Below are 25,683 nucleotides of genomic sequence, written 5' to 3'. Positions count from 1 at the left end.
ATGGCGACGATCGCCGCTCACAGGGTCTCGAAGAGCGCCACCGACTCCATGTGGTGTGTCATGGGGAAGGCGTCGAAGCTGCGGATCCGGGTCAGGCCGTAGCCGCGCTCGCGGAACAACCGCACGTCGCGGCCCAGGGCGGCCGGGTCGCAGGCCACGTAGACCACCCGCTCCGGAGCCCGCTCGGTGATCTCGGTGACCATCCGCTTCTGCAGGCCCTTGCGCGGCGGGTCCGCCACGACGACCGCCGGGTCGGGCAGGCCCGCGATCACGCGTTCGACGCGGCCCGCCCGGAAGTCCACCTGCCGCAGGTCGGCGAGGGCCCGACGGCCGTCGGCCACCGCCTGCGTGGAGGCCTCGACGACCGTGACCGAACCCTGGGGCCCCACCTGCGCGGCCAGCACCGCCGCGAACAGCCCGACCCCGCCGTAGAGGTCCCAGGCCACGCCGCCGCGCGGGGCCGCCGCCCAGTCCCGCACGACGTCCGCGAGGGTGTCCGCCAGCTCGGGGTGGACCTGCCAGAACGCGCCCGGCGACAGCTCCCAGTCCCGGCCCGCCGCGTGCTGGACGGACGCCGAGCCCAACCGGCGCTCCCCCGTCGCGTCCACCGCGACCTCGAGGTGCCCGTTCGGGGGCCAGCGCTGTTCCAGCAGGTCCGGCAGCATGCCCGACGGCGCGAGCAGGCAGTCCGCGACCGGGACCACCTCGTGGCTGTGGTGGGCCCGCAGGCCCGCGCGGCCCGCGTCGTCCACCGCCAGCCGCAGGCGCTGCCGCCAGCCGAGCGGGCCGCCGGGGAGCTCTTCGACGACGACGTCCGACTCGACGCCGCCGAGCCGGGAGAGCTGCTCGCGCAGCACGGTCGTCTTGAGGTCCCGCTGCGCGGCGGGCTCCACGTGCTGGAAGTCGCACCCGCCGCACCCGCCCGCACGGGCCCAGGTGCACGGGGCGGCCACCCGGTCCGGCGAGGGCTCAAGGACCGAGATCGCGTCGGCGAGGGCGAACGAGCCGCCCTGGTCGTCGGTGACCACCGCCCGCACCCGCTCCCCGGGCAGGCTGTGGCGCACGAACAGCACCCGCCCCTCGTGCCGGGCGACGCAGTGCCCGCCGTGCGCGACGGGCCCCACCTCGACGTCGAGCACACGGTCGGTCCAGTCGAGCGTCACGGGGGTCGCGGGTGTCGCGGGGGTCACTGCTGTCTCTCCGGGGTCTTCGGGTTCGCGCGGTCGCCGGGCAGCTGCTCCAGCGACGGGTAGCCGCGGCGGGAGGCCCCCGGAGCCTGGTGCGGCGACAGCGCCTTGGCCGACGCCGAGGAGTCCAGCTGCCAGGGCACGCTCGTCACCATGACGCCCGGCTGGAACAGCAGCCGGGACTTCAGGCGCAGCGCGGACTGGTTGTGCAGGATCTGCTCCCACCAGTGTCCCACGACGTACTCGGGGATGTAGACGGTCACGACGTCTCGCGGGTTGTCCGACCGGATCCGCCGGACGTACTCCAGCACGGGCCGGGTGATCTCGCGGTACGGGGACTCGACCACCTTCAGCCGCACCGGGATCTTGCGCTTCTGCCAGTCCGTCATGAGGCGCTTGGTGTCCGCGTCGTCGACGTTGACGGTCAGCGCCTCCAGGACGTCCGGCCGGGTGGCGCGGGCGTAGGACAACGCGCGCAGGGTCGGTTTGTGCAGCGTCGACACCAGCACGACGGCGTGGTTGCGGCTGGGCAGCACGGTGTCCCCGTCGTCCGCCACCAGCTCGGCGGAGACCCGGTCGTAGTGCCGCTGGATGGCGAGCATGAGCACGAAGAAGCCGGCCATCGCGACGATCGTGATCCACGCGCCGAGGGTGAACTTCGTGATCAGGACGGTGATCAGGACGAGCCCGGTCATGATCGCGCCGAACCCGTTGATGGCTTGCGAGCGGCGCATCCGGCGTCGTTCGCGCTGGTCGGAGACGTCGAGGAGCTCGCGGTTCCAGTGCCGGACCATGCCCGCCTGGCTGAGCGTGAACGACACGAACACGCCCACCGTGTAGAGCGGGATCAGCCGGGTGACCTCGGCCTGGAAGCCGATGACCAGCACGATCGCGAACGCCGCGAGGATCAGGATGCCGTTGGAGAAGGCCAGCCGATCGCCGCGGGTGTGCAGCTGGCGGGGCAGGTACCGGTCCTGCGAGAGGATCGAGCCCAGGACCGGGAACCCGTTGAACGCCGTGTTCGCGGCCAGCACCAGGATCAGCGCCGTCATGATCACGACGAAGAAGAAGCCGGGCCGGAATCCGGAGAACACGGCGTCCGCGAGCTGGGCGACCATGGTCTGCTGCTGGTAGCCCGGCGGCGCGTCGGGGAACTGGCGGGCCGGGTCCTCGGCGATCTGGACGCCGGTGAGCCTGCCCAGCGCGATCAGGCCCATGAACATGCTCACCGAGATCAGGCCCAGCAGGAGCAGCGTGGTGGCGGCGTTGCGGGACTTGGGCTTGCGGAAGGCCGGGACGCCGTTCGAGATGGCCTCGACGCCGGTCAGCGCCGCGGCGCCCTGGGTGAACGAGCGCAGGACCAGCAGCACCAGGGCCAGGCCCGTGAAGGTGTCCCCCTCGGCGACGAGGTGCAGGTTCGTGCTGGCCGTCTCGACGTCCTGACCGAGGATCAGGATCCGGGTGAGCCCCCAGATGATCATGGTCGCGACGCCGATCATGAACAGGTAGACCGGGATCGCGAAGGCGACGCCCGCCTCCCTGATCCCCCGCAGGTTGATCGCGCTGAGCACCGCGATCGCCACCACGGCGAACCACACCTTGTGCTCGCCCACGAACGGGATCAGGGCGCCGATGTTCGCCGCCGCCGCGCTGACCGACACCGCGACCGTCAGCGTGTAGTCGACCAGCAGGGCGCTCGCCACGGTCAGCCCGGCGCGCTTGCCGAGGTTGACGGTGGCGACCTCGTAGTCCCCGCCCCCGGACGGGTAGGCGTGCACGTTCTGGCGGTAGCTGGTCACCACGGTGAGCAGCACGACCACGACCGCCAGGCCGATCCACGGGGACAGGGCGTAGGACGCCAGGCCCGCCACGGACAGCGTCAGGAAGATCTCCTCCGGGGCGTAGGCGACCGACGACATGGCGTCGGAGGCGAACACCGGCAGGGCGATCCGCTTGCGGAGGAGGGTGTTCGACAGCTTGTCGCTGCGTTGGGGTCGGCCGACCACGATCCGCTTGAGCGCGGTCCCGAGCTTGGGCACGCGCGCAGCCTATGCTCCCTCCGTGCAACGGACGCGATAGCGTGCCCGCACCAGCGACCAGGACCCCGGAGGGCCCACCCGATGTACGTCGTGATCATGGGATGCGGCCGGGTCGGCGCGTCCCTCTCCGCGGGGCTCGAGCGCCTCGGCCACGAGGTGGCCGTGATCGACCAGGACGTCCAGGCGTTCCGCAGACTGGGCACCGACTTCCGGGGGCGCCAGGTCGTCGGCTTCGGGTTCCACCGCGAGGTGCTGATCGAGGCGGGCATCGAGAAGGCGGACGCGTTCGCCGCGGTCTCCTCCGGGGACAACTCCAACATCCTCTCGGCGCGGGTCGCGCGCGAGACCTTCGGCGTGGAGCGGGTCGTCGCCCGGATCTACGACGCCAAGCGGGCCGCCGTCTACGAGCGGCTCGGCATCCCGACCGTCGCGACCGTCCCGTGGACCACGGACCGGTTCATGCGGATGGTGCTGCCCGACGGCGTCGCCACGGCCTGGCGCGAGCCCGCCGGGACCGTCGCGATCCTCCCGCTGCCGCTGCACGAGGGCTGGGTCGGGCACCCGATCAAGGAGCTCGAGGAGACGGCGGGCTGCCGGGTGGCGTTCATCGTGCGGTTCGGCACCGGTGTGCTGCCGACCCGCGAGACGGCCGTCCAGGACGAGGACACCATCTACGTCGCGGCGGTGTCCGGCACGGTCTCGGACGTCACGGCCGCGGCCGCCGCGCCGCCGCAGGAGGCATGAGATGAGGGTCGCGATCGCCGGGGCCGGGGCCGTCGGCCGCTCCATCGCCCGCGAGCTGGTGGAGAACCGCCACCAGGTCATGCTCATCGAGCGGGACCTCACCCACATCGACCCCACCGCCGTGGACGAGGCGGAGTGGGTGCACGCGGACGCCTGCGAGCTCCAGTCGCTGGAGGACGCGGGCATCGAGAGCTGCGACGTCATGATCGCCGCGACCGGGGACGACAAGGTCAACCTGGTCGTGTCGCTCCTGGCGAAGACGGAGTTCGGCGTCCGACGGGTGGTGGCGCGGGTCAACGACCCCCGCAACGAGTGGCTGTTCGGGGAGAACTGGGGCGTGGACGTCTCGGTGTCCACGCCGCGGCTGCTGGCGGCGCTGGTCGAGGAGGCGGTCGCGGTCGGCGACCTCGTCCGCCTGATGACCCTGCGGCAGGGCCAGGCCAACCTGGTCGAGGTCACCCTCCCGGAGACCACTCCCCTGGCCGGGCGCCCGGTCCGCGACCTCACGCTGCCCGCCGACTCCGCCCTCGTCACGATCCTGCGCGGCGGTCGGGTGATCGTCCCCCAGGCGGACGACGCCCTGGAGCCGGGCGACGAGCTGCTGTTCGTGGCCACCGTGGCGGTGGAGGAGGAGATCAGGGCCGCGGTGGTGGGAAGCTGACCGAATCCCGACGGATCTGTCCGGTTTCCGGTCGATCCTGCAGCGCTCGCCTGATCTGAGCCACCACGACCGCCGGGCGGTTCTCCAGGTCCTGCCAGGTGAACCGGAGCAAGGTCCACCCCGCGCCGACGAGGTCGTTGCCTTTGCGGCGGTCGTCGACGAAGCGTGCCGGGTCCACGTGCCACGCCCAGCCGTCGAACTCGAGGGCGACCCTGGCCCGGACGAAGGCGACGTCGAGCCTCCAGTCGCCGATCCGGTGGCCGAGCACCCAGCCGGTGATTCCCGCATCCTCGAGCAGCGCGAGAACCCTGCGCTCGCCGACCGACTCGGCGCCGATCGCGGCAGCCCGCAGGAGCACGCCCGCCCGGGTGGCACCGCGCGCCCCCTGCATCCGCTGATGAGCGGTCTGAAGCTGCGGGTAGGTCACGTGGCGCTGCTGGAGGGCGCGGTCGAGGAGGGCGGCGCCGTCGGGGCCGCGGACCGCCGCCTCCAAGACCGTCAGCGGGCGGGAGGTGACGGTGAGCCCGTCCCGACTGACCCGGTCTCCAGGCCCGAGCGCGCGCCGCCTGATCTGCACACCGGCTCGTGGTGCGCGGTGCAGGCGGGGTGGCAGCGTGATCTCCACCGTGGCGGGTGCCCTGTCGGCAGACCGTGCCAGAACGCGGCGGCGCGACCGGAGAGGGTGCCTTCGGCAAGCCACAGCGCCGCGGCCCGGACCCGGCCCCGGTCGTCCAGGTCGTGCCCGTCGGCCAGGTAGACGCCGGGGTGCAGCCGCCGCCGCCCGGAGACTCGCCGCTGGACGGTGCGCTCCGAGAGACCGCAGGCGCGGGCCTGGGCGAGCGACACCACCCCGCCCTGCCGCCGCAGCACGTCTCCCAGTTCCACTCCGCCACTGTGCTGCCCGGCAGGGAACGAGAAGCGTCGAGCCGACCGAAGTGGTTGCAGGTGCGAATGCGGAAGCTGTCCGAAAACCCGACACGATCGTCGGGTTCCGGTCAGACCTTCGCGGAGCTCTCCGCCCGGCGGACCAGGAGCACCGTGCCGACGATCGCGACCCCGACGAGGGGGTAGCCCATGGCGAGGCGGGCGATGCCGAGCCAGGTCTCCTCGTCGGCGTTGTACAGCCAGCCCTGCACGACCAGGCGGGCGGCGAAGACGAAGACCCACAGGGCGCTGGCCCAGCTGTAGGCCGCGAGCATGCGGGGGTTGCGCCGCCAGCCCTGGCCGTGGCCGTTGATGCCGTGCCAGATGACGCCGGCGAGCGGCCACCGCACGATGATCGACACGAGGAACGCCAAGCCGAGGCCCGCGCTGTAGAGCAGGCCGGGCAGGTAGAAGCCGCGGGCCTCGCCGGTGCGGTAGGCGATGAAGGCACACACCCCCACCCCGACCAGCCCGGAGACCGCCGGCTGCAGTGCCTGCCTGCGCGCCACCCGGACGATCGCCACCACCACCCCCGCCGCGATCGCCGCGATGAGGGCGGGCTGGAGCGAGAACAGCAGGTTGACGATCACGAAGACCGCGACCGGCACCGTCGACGCGACGATCCCCTGGACGCCGCCCATCTGCTCCATGAGGGTGGGCGAGGACCGCTCGCCACGCTCGGGCTGCTCGTCCTCGACGGGGTCGATGCGCCGGGTCGGGCCCGTGCTGCCGGCGTCCGACGGCGGCGACGCCGCCGGGACGACCGGGATCGGCCCCGTCGGGGCGTCCTCGTCGACGGCGCCGACCCGCGGGATGCGGGTCGTGGCGTCCGTGTCCGGCCGGGGATCCCCGTCGGGGCCTGCCGTCACTGGGCCTGACAGATCTCGTAGTACGGGTTGTACAGGACCTTCTGCCCGTCCTTGACCGAGATCCGGCCGCGGACCCGCATGGTGCGGCCGGGCTCGATCCCCGGGATCCGACGTCGACCCATCCAGACCAGCGTCACTCCCTCGGTGCCGTCGTAGAGCTCCGCCTGGAGCTGCGCGGCGTGCGCGTCCTCGGGGCAGAACTCGACGCTGCGGAGGCGGCCCTGCATCGTGACCTCCTGGCCGCAGGCACAGTCGCTCGCGCGCTGCGCCCCGGCCTTCTCGGAGTCCTCCGACAGATCGTCCGCATCCAGCACGTCCACGTCACTGGTGAGCTTGCGAAGCATGCGGCGAAACGCCCCGCTGTCCGTGCTGCCCATCTCTCTCCTCGGCTGCTCGGGCACGGTCCGTCTCCGTTGATCCGGACGTCGCCCGCACAAGGGTAACGCGCTGGAAACCGGAAGTGTGCCCTTCACCGTGCCGGGGAGCCCGCATCGAGTGACGTCGGTCGCACGGTTCGGTGAGTGGGTCGCCGCCGACTGCTCCATCCGCATGACGAGCGGCCCGACGAGCCGGTTCGTCCGGTTCCGGAGCGACGTCCGACCGCCCGGCGTTGCGCCGGGCGGACGTGACGCTACTCGCAACGGGTTCATTCCCCGGGCCTGCGATGCCTGCCCTGCTCGGCCGGGGCGAAGAGGGTCATCGGGTCGACGCCGAGGAACGCCAGCGCGGGCCGGGTGCCGGGGCCGCCGGCGTGGCGGGAGTCCTGGTCCGACTCCGGCTCCGCGCCCTGCCGTGCGGCCTGCTCCGCCCGCTCCGCCGCCGCGCGTTCCTGCTCGCGGCGCTCGCGACGGGTCAGCGGGGCGGCCGCCGGGTCGTCGTTCCCGGTGCGGCCGGACGGGGCGGCGCCCGGTCCGGAGCGCTCGACCCGCTCCTGCCGGGCCTGACGGCGTGCCGCCTCCCGGGCCTGCCCGCGCTCCTGCTCGGCGCGGGCGGCCTCCTCGGCGCGCGCTTCGGCGAGCCACGCCTCGTACTCGCGCTGCCGATCGAGGCGGGCCTGCTCCGCCCGGGCCTGCTCCTCGCGGCGGGCGCGTTCCTCGCTGGCGGCGAGGAGGGCGTCGAACCGGCTGGGCTCGGCGGGCGGCTGCGGGATCCGGTCGTGCGCGACCCGGCCGTTCGGGGCCTGGTCGCTCGGGGTTCGGGTGTGCGCGGCGCGGGCGCCCGGTGCGGTCTGCGGGGCCTGCGGGGTCTGCGGGGCGGCGGCCCAGGGCTCGCCGGTGTAGCCCGCGTAGGCGGAGTAGCCGCTGGTGTCCGGGCGTCGCCCGGCCTCGCGGTCCACCGCCTCGTACCCGGGCTGTGGGGCGTCGAGCCCCGGCCCGGAGGCCCACGGGTCGGCACCCGCCCACGGGTCGGCCGAGGCGGGAGCCTCGGCCGGCGTCCACCCCGACGCCGGGTCGTAGGTCCAGGACCGCCCGCTCGCGGTCGTCCCGTTCTGCTCCGCGGAGTGCGCAGGCTGCGCCGCACCCCACGCCTCCCACCCGTCGTCGACGGAGTGGCCGGTCCCGTTCGGCGCCACACCGTTCGGCGCCACACCGTTCGGCGCCACACCGTTCGGCGTCGAGCCGTAGCCGGCGAAGCCGTTCGCGACCCCGCCGTGCGCGGCGCCGTTCTGGTCGCCGTTCTGGTCGCCGTTCGACGCCACGCCGTTCGAGGCCGGCCCGTAGACGGCGCCGACGCCGTTCGCGGTCCCGCCGTGCGGGGCCCCGTTCAGGCTGCCGTTCGGCGCCACACCGTTCGGCGCCATGCCGTCCGGGGCCGGCCCGTGGGCGCCGACGCCGTTCGCGACCGCACCGTTCTGGGCCCCGTTCTGGGCCCCGTGCAGGCCGCTGCTCGACGCCGCGCCGTACGACGCCGCGCCGTACGGAGTCGCCCCGTAGGCGCCGAAGCCGTTCGCGGTCCCGCCGTGCGGGGCGCCGTTCTGCTCCCGACCGCGGGCCGACCCGTTCGGCGCCTGGCCGGGGGCGGAGCCGATCCCGTCCGGTCCGGGCACGGGCGAGCCGTTCGCAGCCCGGGTGGCCGGGTCGCCGTACGGGGGCCTGCCGGGGATCGGGTGGCCGCCGGAGTCGCCGCGGCCGCCGTACGCGGCCGCACCGGGCCCGCCTGCGGGCTCGGGAGCCCGGCCCGGGTCCGTGGGCTGCTCGCCAGACGGCAGCGCCCCCTGGGTCGGGCTGGCCGCGTAGCCGTGGGAGCCGTGGGAGCCGTGGGAGCCGTAGCCGTTGACCGGGGCGTCGTGCCCGCGGTGCCCGTGTGAGCCGGTGCCCGTCGGGTCGGCGGGCGAGCGACCGTCGAGAGGGCGGTCGACCGAGTGGCCACCGACCGCGTACCCGTTGGCCGCATACCCGTCGACCGCGTACCCGTCGGCCGCATACCCGTCGACCGCGTACCCGTTGGCCGCCTGCCCGTCGGCTGCGTACCCGTTGTCCGTGTAGCCGCCTGCCGCGTGACCGTTGGCCGAGTAGCCGTCAGCCGCGCGACCGGCCGAGTGACCGCCTGCCGCGTACCCGTTGGCCGAGTAGCCGTTGGCGGCGTAACCGTCTGCCGCGTGACCGGCCGCGTACCCGTTGGCCGAGTAGGCGCCGGCCGCGTGACCGGTGGCCGCGGAGCCGTCGGCCCCGTGACCGCCTGCCGCATACCGGTCGGCCGCGTAACCCTCGGCCGCGTGACCGTTCGCGGGCCGGCCGTCGACCGCCTGGCCGAGCCCCTGGTTCGGGTCGTAGGCGGATCCCGCCGCCCCCTGGTGCGGCGACGGCACCGGATGCGCACCCGAGACCGGGCCGCGGGGGCTGTACGGCCCCTGCGGCGCCGGGTGGCTGCCGGAGGTCGGGTTCGGCGCGGACGGGTCGCCTGCCTGCGGGCGGGCACCCGTCGCGGACCAGCCGCTGCGGTCCTCGACCTGCGGGAACAGCGCCGTCTCGGCCTGCTCGCCCGGCTGCGGTCGATCCGCGGCCGCCCGGCGGGGGTCGCCGAGAACCGGCATCGCGCGGGTCTCCGCCGGGTCGGGGTGTCCGCGGCCGTCGTCGGGCCCCGGAGCGCCCGCGCCCCAGCCGCCCGCGGTCGCGTGGCCGCCGACACCGGGGCCGCCCGGACCACCGGGCGCCTGGCCGCCGACGGGCCCGGCAGCGGCCTGCGCCGCGCCACCCTGCGCCGTCTGCCCCGGACCGAACGACGCTCCGGCCGCAGGTCCGAACCGACCGGGGGCACCGTGGTCGCCCACGCCCTGACCCGGACCGAGCTGACCCGGCCCACCGTGACCGGGGCCGCCCTGAGCAGGCCCCACCTGACCGGGCCCACTCTGACCGGGCCCACTCTGAACAGGCCCGTGCTGAGCAGGTCCACCCTGGACAGGCGCTCCCACACCGGGCGCGAACCGACCGGGCCCACCCGGCACGGCCGCACCCTGACCGGTGGCAGCCTGACCCGGCGTGATCTGACCCGGCGTGATCTGACCCGGCGTGATCTGACCCGGCGCGCCCTGACCGACAGCACCCTGACCGGTGGCAAACCGACCGGAACGGCCCTCGGCGCCGGGCCGCGCACCGTGCGCGGCGGCGCCGCCACCGGCGGACGCGGCCGCCACCACACGCGTCTGTGCGGCGGCGCTGCCCGCAGCCGGAACGGCCCGGGTCTCCTCGGCCCCAGCGGCCCCAGCGGCCCCAGCGGTCCCAGCGGTCCCAGCAGTCTCAGCGCCCTCGTCGGCCTTCGCCGGCACCCGGGTGCGCAGGGTCAGCGTGGCCTTCGGCGGCGCGGCGGCCTCGGCGGCCGCCGCATCCGCGTCCACCAGCGCGGAGGGCAGGGTCAGCGGAAGCACGGTGCGCGGCGGGTACGGGGACTTGCCCCGCACGACGATCGTCCCGCGCAGCATCCGGCGCAGCTCGGCGTCGAGCCGCGGCTGTTCCGCCGACGGCCCCGACGCCACGCCGTAGACCATCCACCGCTCGCCGTCGATGCCGACGAAGACGGAGCTGGCCTGCTTGGTCGTGGCGTAGAGCTCGCGGCCCCAGACGCCCGTGGTGGTGCGGACGTCCGCACCCGCCTCCTTGAGGGAGGCCTCGATCTCCGCGCAGAGGTCCTTCCACAGGCCCGTCGTGCGCGGTGCCGCCAGCGCGGACAGCGACAGCCGCCCGCCGGGCATCGTGACGTGGACGGCCTGCAGCCGCCCCTCGTTCGTCGGTTCGACCGCGATCTCACCCCGGGGCGGGATCGGCACCTGCACGGCGCCGAAGTCCATCCGGGCCAGGGCGTCGGTCATCTCCGGGTCGAGCATGGCGACGTCGAACGGGCCGTGGTCGGGCCCGTCGTACTCGGCGTCGTACTCCTCGTCGTCGTACTCGGAGTCGACGTCGAGCTCGAGCTCCTCGCCGTAACGGACGCTCATCGTTCGTCACCTCCCGCCAGCTGGTCGTGCCCGCCGGTCGAGCCGTGCCCCCCGCTACCCCGTTCGGACGCAGGGAGCTCGGCCACTTCGACGAAGCGTGCGTACTCCACCTGTTGAACGACCAACTGGGCTATTCGGTCACCCTTCCGGAGAAGAACCTGCTCACGCGGATCGTGATTGATCACGCTGACCTTGATCTCCCCGCGGTAGCCCGCGTCGATGGTGCCCGGGGTGTTGACGATCGAGAGGCCCGTCCGGTGGGCGAGCCCCGAACGGGGGTGCACCAGCCCGACGTAGCCGTCCGGCAGCGCGATCGCCACGCCGGTGCCGACGAGCGCGCGCTCGCCGGGGCCGAGCAGGACGTCGGAGGTCGTGACGAGGTCCGCTCCCGCATCGCCCGGGCGGGCGTAGGCGGGCAGCGGTACGTCGGGGTCGAGGCGGGTCAACAGCACGTCCAGCCTGGGTCGGGAGGGCGGCGTGACCATCGGCTCGTGCGGGGGAGCATCGATCGGGCCGGGCACAACGGGCGACGTTACAGTGGGGACTCGTGAGCGAGCATCCGTCGACCGCCGGTCCTGCGACGTCCGGCCCTCCTGGGTTCGACGAGCGGTTGACGACCCCCCTCTGGTGGTTCGTCTTCGCCGCCGGCGTCGCCGCCCTGCTCGGGGCCGAGATCCACATGGGATACCCGGGCGTGCGCTCCTGGATCGGCTACGCGGTGCTGATCCCGCTCGCCCTGCTCGCCGTCTGGCGCCTGGGCAGCGTGCGGGTGAAGGTCGAGGACGGGCAGCTCGTGGCCGGGGACGAGCGGATCGCGCTGGAGCACGTCGGGCGCGTCCAGACCGTCGGCCGCAAGCAGAAGCAGGAGGCACTCGGCCCGCAGCTCGACCCGGCCGCGTACGTGCTGCACCGCAGCTGGGTGCCCACGATCCTGCGCATCGAGACCACGGACGGACCGTTCCCCTACTGGGTCGTGTCCACCCGGCGCCCCGAGGAGCTCACCCGCGCGCTCGGCCGATAGCGCCGCGGAGCCGGCTCCGGACAGCAGAAAGGGCGCCCCGGCGGGGCGCCCTTCTCGCCTCGGACGAGTCGGAGACCAGCGGCACTAAGCGGCGCAGTCCCGGCAGATGAACAGGTTCCCCCTGGTCTCGGCCAGCCTGCTCCGGTGGTGCACCAGGAAGCAGCTGCCGCAGGTGAACTCGTCCGCCTGCTTCGGCAGGACCTTCACCGTGAGCTCCTCGCCCGAGAGGTCCGCTCCCGGGAGCTCGAAGCTCTCCGCCGTGTCCGACTCGTCGACGTCGACCGCGGAGGACTGAGCCTCGTTCCGACGGGCCTTGAGCTCGTCGAGCGAGTCTTCCGCCATGTCGTCGGTTTCGTTGCGCCGCGGCGCGTCGTAGTCGGTCGCCATCTATCCCACCCTCGTTCACTGCATCTCGTCGCCAGAGGTCGTGCCGCTGCACAACGTCCGGGCCGTCAGGGTTTGTGCCCGCAAGCCGAGTGACGCCGGTCTCACTCATCCGGCCCACGTTCACCGACCGCCCCCCGTCGGCGCGCAGAGGATAGATGAACGCCTGTTCGCCTGCGCCCCTACCCCGGGGTGACGCCCGTCCCGGTGTCCTGCACCGACCGACGGCGCCGGCGGGTTAGGGTCGTCGCCGTGTCGGCTCAGGGGGCGGTGTGATGGCGGGTCTGCGTCCGTACCAGCGGCGACGGATGCTCCCGATGGTGGTCACCGTGGCGGTCCTCGCACTCGTCGCCGCGGGCACCTGGACCACCGTGCTGGTCCGTTCGGCGGCGGACTCCGGGCTGGCCGCGTGCCCCGCGCCGGCGTCCGGCTCGGCAGGCACGGTGCTCGACGCCGGTGCGCTGGACTCCGTCGCCCCCGTCCCGCCCGCGTCGGTGCGGACGACGGTGCTCAACGCGGGCGGCCAGCGCGGGCAGGCCAACCTCGTCGCCGCCCAGCTCGCCGACCTCGGCTTCGGCGAGGCCGCCAGCCCGGACAACGACTCGCTGTACCCCGACGGGAACCTCGAGTGCCACGGCCAGCTGCGGTTCGGACAGCCCGGCGAGGCCGCGGCGGGCACGCTGCAGCTGGTGCTGCCGTGCCTGGAGCTGGTGCGCGACGAGCGCGGGGACGACACCGTCGACGTCGCGATCGGCACGGCCTTCACCCAGGTCGACCCGGGCCGCAACGTCCAGGACGCCCTCGAACAGCTCGGCGCGCCGGGATCGGGCGAGAACGGCGAGGGTGCGCAGGCCACCGGGCCGCGGCTGGACCCGCAGGTCCTCGCCGACGCCCGCGAGTCCGCCCGCTGCTGACCCCACGAACGGCGCGCTCGCTCACCAGGTGGGAGCCGACGCGCCGTTCGCTCGGCCACGCCCCATCCCGGCCGACGGCGCGCTCGCTCACACGTCGACCGCGCCCGCCTCGTGCAGCACCTCGACCAGCGCGTCGGCCACGCCCGGGGTGGCGATCACGGTGATCTCCGAGCCCAGCCGGTCCGCCGCCGCGCCCGCCCGCCCCGACACCGCGACCACCCGCGCCCCGGCCTCCGCGGCGATCAGCGCGGCGGCGGCCCAGTCCCACCAGCCCAGCCCGTGCTCGACGAAGGCGTCCGCCCGCCCGGCCGCGACCCCGCACAGCTCCAGGGCGGCGGACCCGTTGCGCCGCAGGTCCCGGATCCGAGGCAGCAGCGTGGCGACCATCGCGGCCTGCCGGGCCCGCCGCTGCGCCGAGTAGGCGAACCCGGTCCCGACCAGCGCGAGCGAGAGTTCCGTCTCGCCCGTCACGGCCAGCGGGGCGCCGTCGCACGTCGCCCCCAGTCCGGCGCCCGCGCTCCACACCCGCCCGCTCACCGGCTCGACGACCGCCCCCGCCACCGACACCCCGTCGACCACGGCGGCGACCGACACGGCGTACCAGGGCAGGCCGTACAGGTAGTTCACGGTGCCGTCGACGGGGTCGACGACCCAGCGCGCCGCGGCGGCGTCCCCCGCGGCCTCCTCGCCGAACACCGCCTCGCCCGGGCGCAGCTCCGCGAGCCGGGCGCGGACGAGCGTCTCGATCGCCCGGTCCGACTCCGTCACGACGTCGGTGGGCGTGCTCTTCGTGCTCACCGCACCGGTCTCGCGCGGGGCGGGCAGGGTGCGCAGGTGGGCGGCCGCCTCGCCGGACACGCGCTCCGCGACACGCCGGAGCTCGGCGATCTCGTCCGGGGCGGGCAGTCGGGCCGGGTCGACGCCGGGGACGCCGGTCGTGCGGGGTGCCATGGCGGCCATCCGACCACAGACCGCACAGGTCGGGGCCGGGGGTGGGCGGGGTCACGCGCTGCGCCGTCCGGCGCAGTGAGGCGCCCGCCGAGCCCTTCTGAACCGATGCGGGTGCCGCGAACAGGCCGGACCGGCGAGCATCCCCCGCCCAGGTCGTTACAATGGTTCGGGAACCCCGCCCCCGGGACGCGCGCCGACCCCACGAGAAACGACGGCGACCGGCGAGGCGAGGTCCACTCGAAGCCGTCGGACGTCCTGCGCAGCCGCATCCTGGTGCGTGACGCCGACCTACCGCAAGCGCACGCAGCGAGAGGGCCTAGGTGGCAGCCGCAGACTCCGCAACCCGTACCGACTCGACCGTGGACGACACGGTGACCGCACCCGCGCGTGGGCGCGGCGCGGGCACCGCCACGAAGGCGAGGCCGGCCCGACGCGCCAAGGCGCCCGCCAAGCCGGGTGCCAAGACGGCGAAAGCCGCACCGAAGAAGAAGGGCGAGGGCGACGACGACGCCGTCGATCTCGACGAGGGTGACCTCGCCCCGGGCGACGGCGACCTCGAAGAGGTCGAGATCGAAGACGTCGAGGAGGACGCCGTCGAGGACGCCTCCGCGGACGACTCCGACGACGAGGACGACGACGAGGAGGAGGAGCCCACCAACACCGGTGCGAACCGGCGGGCCCCGACCACCCGGTCGTCGCAGCAGAAGTCGAACGAGTTCGTCTGGGACGAGGAGGAGTCGGAGGCCCTGCGCCAGGCGCGCAAGGACGCCGAGCTCACCGCCTCCGCCGACTCGGTCCGCGCGTACCTCAAGCAGATCGGCAAGGTCGCGCTGCTCAACGCGGAGGAGGAGGTCGAGCTCGCCAAGCGCATCGAGGCGGGTCTCTACGCCGCCGAGCGCCTGCGCCGGGCCGTCGAGTCGAACGAGAAGCTGTCTCCGCAGCTGCGTCGCGACCTGCGCTGGATCGTCCGGGACGGTGAGCGCGCCAAGAACCACCTGCTCGAGGCGAACCTGCGCCTCGTGGTGAGCCTGGCCAAGCGCTACACCGGCCGCGGCATGGCGTTCCTGGACCTGATCCAGGAGGGCAACCTCGGTCTGATCCGCGCCGTCGAGAAGTTCGACTACACCAAGGGCTACAAGTTCTCCACGTACGCCACGTGGTGGATCCGGCAGGCCATCACCCGCGCGATGGCCGACCAGGCCCGCACCATCCGCATCCCGGTGCACATGGTCGAGGTCATCAACAAGCTGGGTCGCATCCAGCGCGAGCTGCTCCAGGACCTGGGCCGTGAGCCCACCCCGGAGGAGCTGGCCAAGGAGATGGACATCACCCCGGAGAAGGTGCTGGAGATCCAGCAGTACGCCCGGGAGCCCATCTCGCTGGACCAGACCATCGGCGACGAGGGCGACAGCCAGCTCGGTGACTTCATCGAGGACTCCGAGGCGGTCGTCGCGGTCGACGCGGTGAGCTTCACGCTGCTGCAGGACCAGCTCCAGTCGGTGCTGGCCACCCTGTCGGAGCGCGAGGCGGGCGTCGTGCGGCTGCGGTTCGGCCTCACCGACGGCCAGCCCCGCACGCTGGACGAGATCGGCCAGGTCTACGGGGTCACCCGTGAGCGGATCCGGCAGATCGAGTCGAAGACGATGAGCAAGCTGCGCCACCCGTCGCGCTCGCAGGTCCTGCGGGACTACCTGGACTGAGCTTCCCGGGCGGGAACGCCCACTGACCTGCGGAAAGTCGCCGGTCAGCGACTACACCTTGTCAAGCAAGCCGCTGCTAGTCAAGGTATCGGTCATGCCGCGTTCCCGCCCGTTACCCGACCTGGGCGCCCTGCTGGACTCCTGGGTGCTGCACCTGCGCGCCGAGCGCAAGTCCGCCGAGACGGTGGACAACTACACCACCGGCGTGCGCCAGTTCCTCGCCTGGTGTCAGGCGCAGGGCTGCCCCGCAGTGCTCGACCGGCCCACCGTCAACGGCTTCGTCGCCGCCCTGCTCGACCGCGGCGCGGAGGCGGCCACCGCTCGATCCCGGCAGCTCGCCGTGCGCCGGTTCTCCACCTGGTGCGCCGAGGAGGACGAGATCGAGCGCGACGAGCTGATCGGCCTGCGTCCGCCCAAGCTCGACCAGAAGGTCACCGAGCGGCTGACCGACGAGCAGATCACCGCGCTGGTCAAGGCCTGCGCCGGGCGGGAGTTCCGGGACCGCCGCGACGAGGCGATCATCCGGCTGATGATCGAGACCGGCGTACGGGCGGGCGAGGTGATGGCGCTCGCGGTCGCCGACGTGGACCTGAGCACCGGGCGGGCGGTGGTGCGGCGCGGGAAGGGCGGCAAGGGCCGCCCGGTGCCCTTCGGCGCGCAGACCGGTCGAGCTCTGGACCGCTACCTGCGAACTCGACGTGCCCACCGCCTGGCCGACACTCCCCCGCTCTGGCTCGGTGACCGGGGCAAGGGGCTGTCCTACGACGGGCTGTACCGCGCGCTGCGCGGGCGGGCCGAGCGCGCCGGAATCGAGGGGTTCCACCCGCACACCCTGCGCCACACGGCCGCTCAGCGGTGGCTCTCGGCGGGCGGCTCGGAAGGGGCGTTGATGGCGGTGGCCGGGTGGACCCGCCGCGACATGCTCGACCGCTACACCCGCGCCACCGCCGCCGAGCGGGCTGCCGAAGAGGCCGCACGGCTGGGGCTCGGTGACTTCGGCTAGGTGGGCTGCCTCACAACTCAGGCGACCATCGCGAACCACAGCGGGTCACAACGAGCCGTAGCGGGTCACAGCCGGACATAAGCGGCGCCCCCTCCGTTTACCGAGGTTGCGGTACCGAATCTCAGCGGCATAGCGTCCCCGCCATCGGGTTGCCCGGTCCGGAAATCAGTCCGGAAGAGGTCGGAGGTCCCGGTATGAGGAACGTCGAATGTCTCACCGAAAGCGACTCAGCATCGCCGGTCAGATTGCCAGCCTGAACAGACACCACCCGGACGACTCACGCATTCCAGTGCTGCGAAAGGAACTCGCGGTCGCCGAGCTGTGCGAGCACGTCGAACGACTCGCACCGGAGATGACCGCCGTTCAGCGTGAGGGGGTGGCGCGGTTCCTCCTGTCCGGCGGAACCGCCGCGTGACCCCGGAGCAGCGCCGCCTTCGCGCTCAGATCGCGGCGCACGCCCGATGGTCGAAAGAGACCGACAGAACCCGAACCGCCGACGCGGGACAGCGCGGCCTACTCGCCCGGTTCGAGCGCGAGGTCGATCCCGACGGAACCCTCTCCCCCGCCGAACGGCAGCGACGGGCCGAGTCTGCGCGAAAGGCACACATGAGCAGACTCGCGCTGGCGAGCAGCCGCGCACGGGGCAGACGCAAGTCCGCCTGACCGACTCGCACCACACCTGTGTATTGACAACTATAAAGAGAATGCAGAACCATGAATCCGCATCTCGTCGAACTCTGCGCGACAGTAGAGGTCCCATACGCGCGGGCGGCATAGTTCGTCACCTGCGCTTTTGTGCGCGATCATCAGATTCCGCGATCCGACATCCCCGAAGCCATCGCGACGATGCGCGAGGCGGGGATGGGAACGAAGGCAATCAGCTCTGCGACGGGCGTGCATGAGGCGCAGGTGCAACGTACTAGGCCGAATGGGGGATGGACAAGTCCATCCGCCAAATGGAGTAAGGCGACCCCGCCGACCCCGCCGACCCGCACCGGCGGAACCGTGATTCAACTTCGCCCGCCAGAGTGCGCGACGGTTCGCCCGGAGTTCGCGGAGCGAATCGATGGCGCTGCGAATCGGTGGGCGACAGCGGAGGCCATTCACGCGGAGCTTCTGAGGCACATGTTCGTCATATGCGTGGCGCGTGGGAGCGCTATGCGAACTCAAGTTCGCAGGATCGGCCGCCATTCAATCAGGCGTACAGCGATCGCGCCCGCGTCAAGCCTTGCTGAGGGGAAGTCTGGCCGTCAGCTAGCACGCGAGATCGAAAAGTCTGAGCCTGAGCCGGGGGCCATTGTCCAATGGGAACGTCTCGCGTGAAGTTGCGCGCATGGGTGTTGGAGCGCACAGACAATAAATGTGCCACGTGTGGCGATACCGCCCGGTACGTGGTGAAGAACGCCAGAGGGAGAGCATCGTATGCGAATCTGATTCCGGTCTGTGACCGGCACCGAAGCGCCCGGCAACGGGCACTGTACGACGAACAGAACAGAACGAATCAACGTGAACGATCTGACGGGGTGAATTACGTTGACCTTGACAATCTCTAGGACAATTGAAAATGAACTACAACATGGGGGACCCCCGACCTGATCATGGGCTCAGGCCGGGGGCGAGGCGCGACCGGGACGCGGCGGGCACGCAAGCGGATAGTAGCACTATCTCAACCGGGGAGGAAGCGGTTGCCTACCTGCTCGCCGTCCCTTTGTTACTGCCTGGCGCCTCCGAGGACGAGCAGCGTGACCACATGTGGTTGTGCGGTGCGGCGTTGTCACGGATCAGCGAAGAGGTACCTCTCGACGTGGGCACGCTGTGGGGGATCGGGCAGCGGTTGGGGATCATTCATGAGCAACTGTGCCGTATTCCGGGCTATATCGACAGCGAGCCGGTGATGGCATGATTGATGCCTCGAATATGCAAGCTGCGGCTCTCGCGTGGCATGACGCCGGATGTTCGGTGGTTGTCGTCAAAGACGACGGCTCAAAGGAGCCTGACGGGAAGTGGAAACACTACCAGGCTGAGCGTCCTCAGCGGGTGACCGTTGAGGCGTGGTTCGCGAACAACCCTCCTGGTATCGGGATCATCACCGGTGCGGTCAGCGGGAATCTCGAAATGTTCGAGTTCGAGGGGCGCGCAGTTGCGGAGGGTGTCGGCCGGCAGCTCGAAACCCTGCTACGCGGGGACGGTCACGGCGACCTGTGGGACCGTTTAAACAGCGGGACCGTGGTCGAATCGCCCTCGGGTGGGGTACACATCCTGTACCGCGTCTCCGGAGACCCGGTTGGTGGCAACACGAAGCTGGCCGAGCGTCCGGCATTCGATTCGGAGATCACGCCGGATGAAGCGGAGCGCATCGCGGAGGCACACGCGGCTGGTCGAACGCTTCAGCCCAAGCGAACGCTGATCGAGACTCGCGGCAAGGGTGGCTATTTCGTCGCCGCGCCGTCTCATGGTCGCGTCCATTCGACCGGGAAGCCGTGGCGGTTCCTCGTCGGTGGTCCGGATTCGATTCCGACTATCAGCGGCGAAGATCGCGACCGTCTACATGCGACGGCACGCGAACTCGATCAGCTACCGGCGAAGGAAACCCCCACTCAGTCGCCGTCGAGTTCTCCCGGCCGACACCCGCGGGGGCTCCCGGTCGATCCGAGCGCTGTAGGCGTCTCACCGATTGACTACTTCAATGAGCACGAAACGTGGGAGGGAATTCTCGAATCCAAGGGGTGGACAAAGGGTGCCGTCACCGAGGATGGGGCGCAGAGGTGGACGCGGCCGGGCAAGACGGTAGGAAACTCCGCGCTGACTGGCGGTCCACGTGGTGACCGATTCTATATTTTCTCGACATCGACGAATATCGAGGAGCAGAAGGGTCATGACAAGTTCGGAACTTACGCGATTCTGAATCACGGTGGGGATCAGGCTGCCGCGGTCACTCAGGTCGCCGCCGAACTCAGGGCCGCGGGAGTCCCTATCGCGGATTCACGGCGGGAGGAGATCGTCAGCCTTCCCGCGGCTCACAGCGCCATGGCATCGGTGGGATCGGCGCCTTCCCCCATTCGGAAGTGGTCACTTTCAGACTTCCTGGTACCGAATAGCGCGCTCGACGGCCTACCGGAGCCGGAACCATTGATCGCGGATACATTGGACCGGGGCACGGTCGCCATGCTCGCCGGATACAAGGGCACGTTTAAGTCAATGATCGCGATCGACTGGGCATTGTCGCTTGCCACGGGGCAGCGTTGGCAGGATCGCGAGACTCGACGCTCACGCGTGCTGTATGTAGCGGGTGAGGGGGTCCTCGGTCTGCGGGGTCGGCGCAATGCGTGGACGAAGTCGCGGGCGCAACCGCTCAGTGATGATCATTTCGTCGTACTACGGCGGCCCGTGAACCTCGGCAAGCGAGACGAGATCGTGCAGCTTGAATCCATCATCCGGACAGGTGGCTTCGAGTTCATCGTGATCGACACGCTTAACCGGTGCTCCGTCGGATTGGACGAGAACTCAGCGAAGGACATGGGGATGGTCGTGGAGGCGCTGTACGACCTCAAACGCGCCACTCCGAGAGATATGGGCGCCATCGCCCTCATCCACCACACAGGGAAGGACGGGAAGACGGTTCGAGGGTCATCGGCGCTTGAGGCGGGATTCGACACCGTCTACACGACGTCGCGGGAGGGCGACGACGGACCGGTGACGTTGCGGCGCACCAAGCGCAAAGACGGGCCACCCGATGACGCGATGGTGCTCACCTGGCACTCGGTATCCGAGACCGGCAGCGGGGTTGTGGTGCAGCCGGACCGGGGGACGCTGGTCGAGTGGGACAACCCCGCGAAGAGTGACCGCGCCGTCCTGGCGGCGATCGTGGGGTTCGCGCCGGGGCTGGGCTCCACTCCGACACAGGTCGCGGCGGACACGGGGCTGAACCTCCGGACGGTCAAGCGGGCGCTGACCCGGCTCGCTGGGGCCGGTCTCGCGGAGCGCTGCGACGGTCGCGGAAACTGGCGCGCCACGGGACTCGGCGAGGCCACGTCCAAGATCGAGAAGTGAGGCTCTTAACGATCTTGGATAAACGGAGGGGGACACTCGGGGACAAGATCAAGTGTCCCCCAAACTCTAGGCTGAACGGCCCAACGTGTCCCCGGGGGACAGCGCGGGGGACAGTCACCGGCCGACATCCACGCTGGTCAGAGACTTGATCCTCTTTACGTGTCCCTCGGGGACAGTTGCCCGGTGTCCCGGAGGGACACCACTGCTGCACCCCTATAAGGGGTGCAGGTGTCCCCGACACGTGTCCCCCATCCTGTGACCCTGTCCCCGGTACAGGTAGCAAGATCCACCCCCACCCGTGAGGGTGTCGGCCGGTGCCCCGTGCACTGCCCGCGCTACCTGCTGCCCGCGCTACCTGCTGCCCTGCGCTGCCCTGCTGCCCTGCTGCCCCGCCTCGCGAGGCACGACGACCATGCGCCCGTCTCGTGGCACAGCTCGCGTGATGACGACACCGAGCGCGACGTTCGCCCTGTGCGTCGCTGCCTCGGTGTCTCGCAGCGACGAGGAGCTGTGTCCCTTGCCCTGCTCGCTCTCGTCGCTGGGCTCGCGGTCTCGCGGGTCGACGATCGAGGCCGAGCAACGGGAGGTCACCGGCCACCGAGGAGCGTGCAGCCCGTCGCAGGCTGAGCGCCCCGCAGACGCCCGTGAAGGCGCCCGACGTCCCCCGTTGGCGGGCGACCCGGCTGCGAGCCGCACAGAGCCGCTGAGCGGGTCGCCTGAGGCACGTGGCGGGTGCCCCACCAGCCAGTGGCGGCGGTGAGTGCGGAGTCGCGGGTGGCAAGCCCCGGGACTCCGGAGGGGTGGGGAGGGGGGCGGGGTCGCAACGGGATCGCAGCAAACGAGGCACCACGAACCGGCTCCTGCGTTTCTCCCTCCACTCGCCCATGCGAATCGCATTCCAAATTGAGGCGCGCAATCAGTGCCAAAATGCCGAACACTGAAGGTGAATCGTGGACAATCTACCGAACCGCGATGATCCCCGATGGACTCTGCTCAGTCAGTTCGTGACCGATTCGTCGGATCTGGGCAGGGTCACGCCGAGGAAACGCGCAGAAATTCTGTCCCTTCTCGGCGACATCTCCGCGTGGCGGGCGGGATTTGCCGCAAGCGGAAGCGGCGTTGGACCGCGACCGGCCGCGCAACATACCGTGCTCAGTGTCGCAGAAGTGGCGGCATTGATCGGTCGAAGTGAGCGACGAGTGCGGCAGCTCGCGAAGGAATTAGGCGGCGAGCGACACGGCCGCGACTGGACATTCCCTCGTGAAGGGGTCGACGCCTATCTGAGGGTGAGGCGAAAGAGGTAGTGGAAACCAAGACATTCTCCGGTGCGACGATCAAGTCGACCGATAAGGGGATCGTGAGGGTCAGGTTCGCGACCCTGGGTGTGATCGACGCGGACAAAGACGTCACACTGTCAGGTGCGTTCGCCGACGGCGCAAAGGTCGCGGTAAGCGCCTACGGTCACGAGACCTGGAACGGTGCGCTCCCAGTGGGTGTCGGCCGGATCGAGATGAAAGGCGACTCAGCCGAGGCAGAGCTGCGATTCTTCCTTGACACCACGAGCGGTCGTGACACATTCAATACGATCAAGAATCTCGGCACTGATCCGGGCTCCGAATACTCCTACGGGTTCACGATCAACGATTCCGAGTACGGAGATTATCAAGGGCAGCGAGTTCGATTCCTCAAGAGTCTCACCGTTCACGAGATCTCGCCCGTTCTACTGGGTGCGGGAGTCGGCACAGGCACCCTTGAGGTGAAGCGTGTAAACGCCTCGTATGACGGCCTCAGTCCCCGAGAGCGCGGCGAGATGCGCGCTATGGCGGATCAGGTCGAACTTGATTTGAAGATCGCGGCATTCAACAAGAGGTATGGAAACAATGCGTAAGGTTGCTGTAGAGAACAAGGCGGTGACTCCCGATCGTGTCGGATACACTGAACGCGAATGGGAGATCATGTCTCCGAGTGCCCGCGCTCACGCACTCGGAATGACCGGGCCGTTCAACAGCGAACAATTCGCTCAGATCCACGACGGACTCGTCTCCCCGAATCAGGATATTTCGACGGCGGAGCGCGAGGTGATCGACCGCCACGCCGCGAAGGTCAACAAGCTCACCGACGACTATCATCATGCGTACGACGACTACCGTCGAGCGGAGGCCGGAGTGGTCGCAGCCATCCGCGAGGAGAGTCGTCTCCGCCAGGCATTCGAGTGGCGGATGAACTCCGATGTGTACGCGCCACCCACCGTGGACGATCTGAACGAAGTGAAGGCGGCAGCGGCAGCGGTGCGCGCCGCTCGGAAGAGACTCGACGAGTCCGGCGAAACCCTCGGCGTCGCGCAGGTGGCGATGAACACCGCGAAGGCGGCAGCATATCGAGCGCGCGTGGTCGTGCGAGCCGAAGAGAATCGCAAGGTATCCGATGCGATCCTCCGTGATCGCGGAATCGCGGTGGGATGATGGTGGGGCTCAAGGATTTCGCCGGGACCGTCGAGTTCAAGGGGCGGATCAAGGGTCACGACTCGACCCCGGTGACGCTGGATATCGACGTCAAGGCACTTCTCAGTTCGACGTCGTCGGCGCCGCAACCGCTGCGTTCCGGTCGGGTCATCGAATCGGCTCAGCGACCGGTCGGGATTTCGGAGATCATCCCGGTTGTGGAGACCACGCGTCCTAAGGACGTGATCTTCATGCGGGAGGATCTGTTCACGAATGCTGCGGCTGAGATCGCGGAGGGGGGACCCTACGCCGAGTCGGCATTCCGAGTCGTCCCCGCAACCCTACCGATCGCGAAGGTCGGAACGTGGCTGCCAGCCACCGACGAGGTTCTCGACGATTCCCCGCAGGCCGAGAACTACCTGAACGTTCGCCTTCCGTTCGCAGTACGGCAGCGGTTCGACTCGCAGATCCTCAACGGGAACGGGAGCGCACCGAACATTCGCGGCTTCCTCAACACCGCCGGAATCCTCACGCAGGCCAAGGGCGGTGACACCGCTTACGATGCGATTGCGAAGGCGATCTCAGTCGTCGGCACCACGGGTCGGGCAAACGCGACGGCTGTCGTTCTCAATCCCACGGATGCGCTCGCACTCGACATCACGAAGGACGCGAACGGCAACTACATCCGTGCGCCGTACGATGTCCCGCACGTCGTGAATGACGGAATCGCGGCCGGTACCGCACTTGTCGGCGACTTCCTCAGCTTCGCGGAACTGACGGTGCGTCGTGACGTGACGGTCCTCGTGACCAATACTCACGCGGACTACTTCACCACCGGAAAGCTTGCGATCCGGGCCGACATCCGCGCCGCGCTGACCGTCTATCGACCGGCTGCGTTCTGCCAGGTCACGGGGCTATAAGGGATGGGCGTTAAGGAGAGGGACATCAGGCGATGGACGTTGCATGAGGTCGTGCTCGCAGTGTTCTTTGCTCTATCATTCGGGCTTGTGACGGTTGGCGTTCGTCTGATGTACGAGGCTGCCGGTTACGTCGTCGGCGGCATCCTGGTGGGACTGTGGGCATTTCTGGCATTTACTGATCCGGATGGCGAGTCGCAGACGAAAGCGAAGAACCAAGCCCTCCGTCTAGGTGGGTTCTGGCTGATCGGCTTCGTTGTCGCGGCGGCGGGTGTCTACGTGGTCGGTGGCATGGGTCCAGGACTCATCGCGACAGGAGTCCTCGTCTGCCTATTCTCGTGGCTCGCGCTGAGCGATTCGGTAGAAACTTCCCGCGACGGGCGGGGAGAGTGACCTGATCCGGAGCCGTTCCCGGATGCGTCAAAGCCGGATTCGTCTTACTCCGTCGCCAAGGTGATCGACGGTGGCGCAGGCGAAATCGTCGCCGGTGCGGACATCGCCTGCGCATCCGGCCCGGAAATCAGCTCACACACACGAGAGCGCCCCGCCACCAGGGAATCAGACCTGGTGACGGGGCGCTTTTCGTATGCCCGGGGTCAGCCCGAGACGAACGGACCACCGTTCCCGTTGCGAGGCTTGCGACGACGCCCCCGGCTGGCCGTGGGGGTGACCGGGACCAACCTCTCGATCAGAATGCCGATCACGACTCCGCCGAGGAACGCGGCGAGTACCGCGAGGATGAACACGATCGAGTCGACAGTCATCCTTCACCGCCGGTGGCCGGTTCGAGCAGCGACGGATTCACTTCCGCCACGGCAGCGCCCGCACCCCACCGGACAAGAACCACAGTGTGATTGCCGAGCGTCATCGTCCAGCGCTGCGTGGTCCCGACAACCTCGCCGACCCGCGTCCGATCCGTGAATCCCTTGCGCTGCACGAGCATTCCCGACTGAACGGCGCTGGCGATCACTGCGACGCCTTCCCGATCGCGTCGGCGAGAAGCTGAACGTCGAGATCCACTTCGCCGTCCGTCGCCTCGACGAGTGCTGCCTGTAGCGCGTGCTGGTCGACCCCCGCGGCGGTGTCGGCCGGGATCGCGTCGAGGAGCCGCAGCGTGGCGAGAACCTGCTCAGGCGTCGCGTCCTCACGGTTGAGCGAGGTACCCGCACCGGTCGTCGCGACGAGCCGCCACCGACCGCCGGGCAGCGCGTGGACGTAGCACCAGCCACCAGGCGCGGCCTCGCGCTCGGTCTCAGAAATGATCTTGTCCTGTGCCATCGTGGGGCCTCCCGTTCGTCGCACTCGGGAGCGCTCCGCACTCGGTGGCTCAGTCCAGGGTATTGACAAGCAAGCCGTTCGCCGAGGACCAGCGTTTCCGCAGGTCAAGCAAGCCGCATGTGCGTTCGTAGTGCGGGACTACCTGGACTGACGGTTCACCCACGGCGG

Annotated in this window: 27 protein-coding genes; 14 read left to right on the top strand and 13 right to left on the bottom strand. The window is 70.5% G+C overall.

What is annotated here, in order from left to right:
- Window positions 1-17: 17 nt before the first annotated feature.
- On the bottom strand, window positions 18-1,163 hold the full coding sequence (locus BLS43_RS23425; protein ID WP_093088907.1) for a class I SAM-dependent RNA methyltransferase: 1,146 nt from the start codon (window positions 1,161-1,163) through the stop codon (window positions 18-20).
- Between the two features lie 23 nt (window positions 1,164-1,186).
- Window positions 1,187-3,226, bottom strand: coding sequence for an APC family permease (locus BLS43_RS23420; protein ID WP_093088805.1), 2,040 nt, complete (start codon window positions 3,224-3,226; stop codon window positions 1,187-1,189).
- Between the two features lie 81 nt (window positions 3,227-3,307).
- On the opposite strand from BLS43_RS23420, the gene BLS43_RS23415 reads away from it, so the two are divergent.
- Both BLS43_RS23415 and BLS43_RS23410 read left to right on the top strand, forming a co-directional pair.
- Window positions 3,308-3,970, top strand: coding sequence for a potassium channel family protein (locus BLS43_RS23415; RefSeq protein WP_093088802.1), 663 nt, complete (start codon window positions 3,308-3,310; stop codon window positions 3,968-3,970).
- Window position 3,971: 1 nt separating this feature from the next.
- Window positions 3,972-4,631, top strand: a complete 660-nt coding sequence (locus tag BLS43_RS23410; protein ID WP_093088800.1) for a potassium channel family protein — start codon at window positions 3,972-3,974, stop codon at window positions 4,629-4,631.
- Here BLS43_RS23410 and BLS43_RS23405 read toward each other — a convergent pair.
- From BLS43_RS23405 to dut, 6 genes are all read right to left on the bottom strand, one after another.
- Window positions 4,606-5,058 (bottom strand): endonuclease domain-containing protein, encoded by a 453-nt coding sequence (locus BLS43_RS23405; RefSeq protein WP_143030185.1) that lies wholly within the window; start codon window positions 5,056-5,058, stop codon window positions 4,606-4,608. The two genes, BLS43_RS23410 and BLS43_RS23405, sit on opposite strands and share 26 nt — an antisense overlap.
- A gap of 71 nt (window positions 5,059-5,129) precedes the next feature.
- On the bottom strand, window positions 5,130-5,516 hold the full coding sequence (locus BLS43_RS29595; RefSeq protein ID WP_143030184.1) for a type IV toxin-antitoxin system AbiEi family antitoxin domain-containing protein: 387 nt from the start codon (window positions 5,514-5,516) through the stop codon (window positions 5,130-5,132).
- A 110-nt stretch (window positions 5,517-5,626) separates the two neighbouring features.
- A complete protein-coding gene (locus BLS43_RS23400) occupies window positions 5,627-6,424 on the bottom strand; it encodes a DUF3159 domain-containing protein (protein WP_245707734.1) in 798 nt (265 codons plus the stop codon).
- Complete coding sequence (locus tag BLS43_RS23395; protein WP_093088795.1) at window positions 6,421-6,801, bottom strand: OB-fold nucleic acid binding domain-containing protein; 381 nt, start codon at window positions 6,799-6,801, stop codon at window positions 6,421-6,423. The genes BLS43_RS23400 and BLS43_RS23395 overlap by 4 nt, the downstream gene beginning before the upstream one ends.
- A 269-nt stretch (window positions 6,802-7,070) precedes the next feature.
- Window positions 7,071-10,856, bottom strand: coding sequence for a DUF3710 domain-containing protein (locus tag BLS43_RS23390; RefSeq protein ID WP_093088793.1), 3,786 nt, complete (start codon window positions 10,854-10,856; stop codon window positions 7,071-7,073).
- Window positions 10,853-11,341: a dUTP diphosphatase gene (gene dut / locus BLS43_RS23385; protein ID WP_093088790.1), complete on the bottom strand. Its 489-nt coding sequence runs from the start codon at window positions 11,339-11,341 to the stop codon at window positions 10,853-10,855. Before dut ends, BLS43_RS23390 begins: the two co-directional genes overlap by 4 nt.
- Window positions 11,342-11,403: 62 nt before the next feature.
- On the opposite strand from dut, the gene BLS43_RS23380 reads away from it, so the two are divergent.
- Window positions 11,404-11,877, top strand: a complete 474-nt coding sequence (locus BLS43_RS23380) for a DUF3093 domain-containing protein (protein WP_093088788.1) — start codon at window positions 11,404-11,406, stop codon at window positions 11,875-11,877.
- Between the two features lie 84 nt (window positions 11,878-11,961).
- Here BLS43_RS23380 and BLS43_RS23375 read toward each other — a convergent pair whose 3' ends face one another.
- On the bottom strand, window positions 11,962-12,264 hold the full coding sequence (locus tag BLS43_RS23375) for a DUF4193 domain-containing protein (protein WP_093088785.1): 303 nt from the start codon (window positions 12,262-12,264) through the stop codon (window positions 11,962-11,964).
- A gap of 272 nt (window positions 12,265-12,536) precedes the next feature.
- Here BLS43_RS23375 and cei point away from each other — a divergent pair, with 272 nt between their 5' ends.
- Window positions 12,537-13,175 (top strand): envelope integrity protein Cei, encoded by a 639-nt coding sequence (cei, locus tag BLS43_RS23370; RefSeq protein ID WP_093088783.1) that lies wholly within the window; start codon window positions 12,537-12,539, stop codon window positions 13,173-13,175.
- Window positions 13,176-13,262: 87 nt separating this feature from the next.
- Here the strand turns inward: cei and BLS43_RS23365 are convergent, their stop codons facing one another.
- The gene (locus tag BLS43_RS23365; protein ID WP_093088905.1) at window positions 13,263-14,126 is read right to left on the bottom strand and encodes an inositol monophosphatase family protein; all 864 of its coding nucleotides are present in this window, start codon (window positions 14,124-14,126) and stop codon (window positions 13,263-13,265) included.
- A gap of 320 nt (window positions 14,127-14,446) precedes the next feature.
- On the opposite strand from BLS43_RS23365, the gene BLS43_RS23360 reads away from it, so the two are divergent.
- From BLS43_RS23360 to BLS43_RS23320, 10 genes are all read left to right on the top strand, one after another.
- Complete coding sequence (locus tag BLS43_RS23360; RefSeq protein WP_093088780.1) at window positions 14,447-15,826, top strand: RNA polymerase sigma factor; 1,380 nt, start codon at window positions 14,447-14,449, stop codon at window positions 15,824-15,826.
- 94 nt (window positions 15,827-15,920) lie between these two features.
- Window positions 15,921-16,829: a tyrosine-type recombinase/integrase gene (locus tag BLS43_RS23355; protein ID WP_093088777.1), complete on the top strand. Its 909-nt coding sequence runs from the start codon at window positions 15,921-15,923 to the stop codon at window positions 16,827-16,829.
- Between the two features lie 208 nt (window positions 16,830-17,037).
- Window positions 17,038-17,244, top strand: coding sequence for a hypothetical protein (locus BLS43_RS29590; RefSeq protein WP_143030183.1), 207 nt, complete (start codon window positions 17,038-17,040; stop codon window positions 17,242-17,244).
- 1,149 nt (window positions 17,245-18,393) lie between these two features.
- On the top strand, window positions 18,394-18,732 hold the full coding sequence (locus BLS43_RS23345; RefSeq protein ID WP_093088772.1) for a hypothetical protein: 339 nt from the start codon (window positions 18,394-18,396) through the stop codon (window positions 18,730-18,732).
- On the top strand, window positions 18,729-20,879 hold the full coding sequence (locus tag BLS43_RS23340; protein ID WP_093088769.1) for an AAA family ATPase: 2,151 nt from the start codon (window positions 18,729-18,731) through the stop codon (window positions 20,877-20,879). The genes BLS43_RS23345 and BLS43_RS23340 overlap by 4 nt, the downstream gene beginning before the upstream one ends.
- A gap of 950 nt (window positions 20,880-21,829) precedes the next feature.
- Entirely contained in the window at window positions 21,830-22,183 is a 354-nt protein-coding gene (locus BLS43_RS32130) for a helix-turn-helix domain-containing protein (RefSeq protein WP_425438563.1), read from the top strand.
- Window positions 22,183-22,767: an HK97 family phage prohead protease gene (locus tag BLS43_RS23335; RefSeq protein ID WP_093088767.1), complete on the top strand. Its 585-nt coding sequence runs from the start codon at window positions 22,183-22,185 to the stop codon at window positions 22,765-22,767. Before BLS43_RS32130 ends, BLS43_RS23335 begins: the two co-directional genes overlap by 1 nt.
- A 100-nt stretch (window positions 22,768-22,867) precedes the next feature.
- On the top strand, window positions 22,868-23,341 hold the full coding sequence (locus BLS43_RS23330; protein WP_093088765.1) for a hypothetical protein: 474 nt from the start codon (window positions 22,868-22,870) through the stop codon (window positions 23,339-23,341).
- Window positions 23,338-24,240 carry a phage major capsid protein gene (locus BLS43_RS23325; protein ID WP_093088763.1) on the top strand — a complete coding sequence of 301 codons (903 nt, stop codon included), beginning with the start codon at window positions 23,338-23,340 and terminating at the stop codon, window positions 24,238-24,240. The genes BLS43_RS23330 and BLS43_RS23325 overlap by 4 nt, the downstream gene beginning before the upstream one ends.
- A gap of 51 nt (window positions 24,241-24,291) precedes the next feature.
- Complete coding sequence (locus BLS43_RS23320; RefSeq protein WP_143030182.1) at window positions 24,292-24,630, top strand: hypothetical protein; 339 nt, start codon at window positions 24,292-24,294, stop codon at window positions 24,628-24,630.
- A gap of 203 nt (window positions 24,631-24,833) precedes the next feature.
- On the opposite strand, the gene BLS43_RS30175 is transcribed toward BLS43_RS23320, so the two are convergent.
- From BLS43_RS30175 to BLS43_RS23310, 3 genes are read right to left on the bottom strand one after another with little or no spacing between them, the layout of a single operon-like run.
- A complete protein-coding gene (locus BLS43_RS30175; protein WP_176921492.1) occupies window positions 24,834-25,001 on the bottom strand; it encodes a hypothetical protein in 168 nt (55 codons plus the stop codon).
- A complete protein-coding gene (locus tag BLS43_RS23315; protein WP_093088757.1) occupies window positions 24,998-25,207 on the bottom strand; it encodes a hypothetical protein in 210 nt (69 codons plus the stop codon). Before BLS43_RS23315 ends, BLS43_RS30175 begins: the two co-directional genes overlap by 4 nt.
- Window positions 25,204-25,515: a hypothetical protein gene (locus tag BLS43_RS23310; protein WP_093088754.1), complete on the bottom strand. Its 312-nt coding sequence runs from the start codon at window positions 25,513-25,515 to the stop codon at window positions 25,204-25,206. The genes BLS43_RS23315 and BLS43_RS23310 overlap by 4 nt, the downstream gene beginning before the upstream one ends.
- Window positions 25,516-25,683: the final 168 nt, after the last annotated feature.

Source organism: Pseudonocardia oroxyli (assembly GCF_900102195.1).
GTDB classification, from domain to species: Bacteria; Actinomycetota; Actinomycetes; order Mycobacteriales; family Pseudonocardiaceae; genus Pseudonocardia; species Pseudonocardia oroxyli.
This window is presented reverse-complemented; position numbering and strand designations above follow the sequence as displayed.

Bases quoted from the DNA above. Each gene is read 5' to 3' on its own strand.
- BLS43_RS23345 (WP_093088772.1), top strand. From the start codon at position 18,394: ATGAACTACAACATGGGGGACCCCCGACCTGATCATGGGCTCAGGCCG.
- BLS43_RS23310 (WP_093088754.1), bottom strand. From the start codon at position 25,515: ATGGCACAGGACAAGATCATTTCTGAGACCGAGCGCGAGGCCGCGCCT.
- BLS43_RS23355 (WP_093088777.1), top strand. From the start codon at position 15,921: ATGCCGCGTTCCCGCCCGTTACCCGACCTGGGCGCCCTGCTGGACTCC.
- BLS43_RS30175 (WP_176921492.1), bottom strand. From the start codon at position 25,001: ATGACTGTCGACTCGATCGTGTTCATCCTCGCGGTACTCGCCGCGTTC.
- BLS43_RS23415 (WP_093088802.1), top strand. From the start codon at position 3,308: ATGTACGTCGTGATCATGGGATGCGGCCGGGTCGGCGCGTCCCTCTCC.
- dut (WP_093088790.1), bottom strand. From the start codon at position 11,341: ATGGTCACGCCGCCCTCCCGACCCAGGCTGGACGTGCTGTTGACCCGC.
- BLS43_RS23325 (WP_093088763.1), top strand. From the start codon at position 23,338: ATGATGGTGGGGCTCAAGGATTTCGCCGGGACCGTCGAGTTCAAGGGG.
- BLS43_RS29590 (WP_143030183.1), top strand. From the start codon at position 17,038: ATGTCTCACCGAAAGCGACTCAGCATCGCCGGTCAGATTGCCAGCCTG.
- BLS43_RS23365 (WP_093088905.1), bottom strand. From the start codon at position 14,126: ATGGCACCCCGCACGACCGGCGTCCCCGGCGTCGACCCGGCCCGACTG.
- BLS43_RS23390 (WP_093088793.1), bottom strand. From the start codon at position 10,856: ATGAGCGTCCGTTACGGCGAGGAGCTCGAGCTCGACGTCGACTCCGAG.
- BLS43_RS23330 (WP_093088765.1), top strand. From the start codon at position 22,868: ATGACCGGGCCGTTCAACAGCGAACAATTCGCTCAGATCCACGACGGA.
- BLS43_RS23410 (WP_093088800.1), top strand. From the start codon at position 3,972: ATGAGGGTCGCGATCGCCGGGGCCGGGGCCGTCGGCCGCTCCATCGCC.
- BLS43_RS23340 (WP_093088769.1), top strand. From the start codon at position 18,729: ATGATTGATGCCTCGAATATGCAAGCTGCGGCTCTCGCGTGGCATGAC.
- cei (WP_093088783.1), top strand. From the start codon at position 12,537: ATGGCGGGTCTGCGTCCGTACCAGCGGCGACGGATGCTCCCGATGGTG.
- BLS43_RS23395 (WP_093088795.1), bottom strand. From the start codon at position 6,801: ATGGGCAGCACGGACAGCGGGGCGTTTCGCCGCATGCTTCGCAAGCTC.
- BLS43_RS23375 (WP_093088785.1), bottom strand. From the start codon at position 12,264: ATGGCGACCGACTACGACGCGCCGCGGCGCAACGAAACCGACGACATG.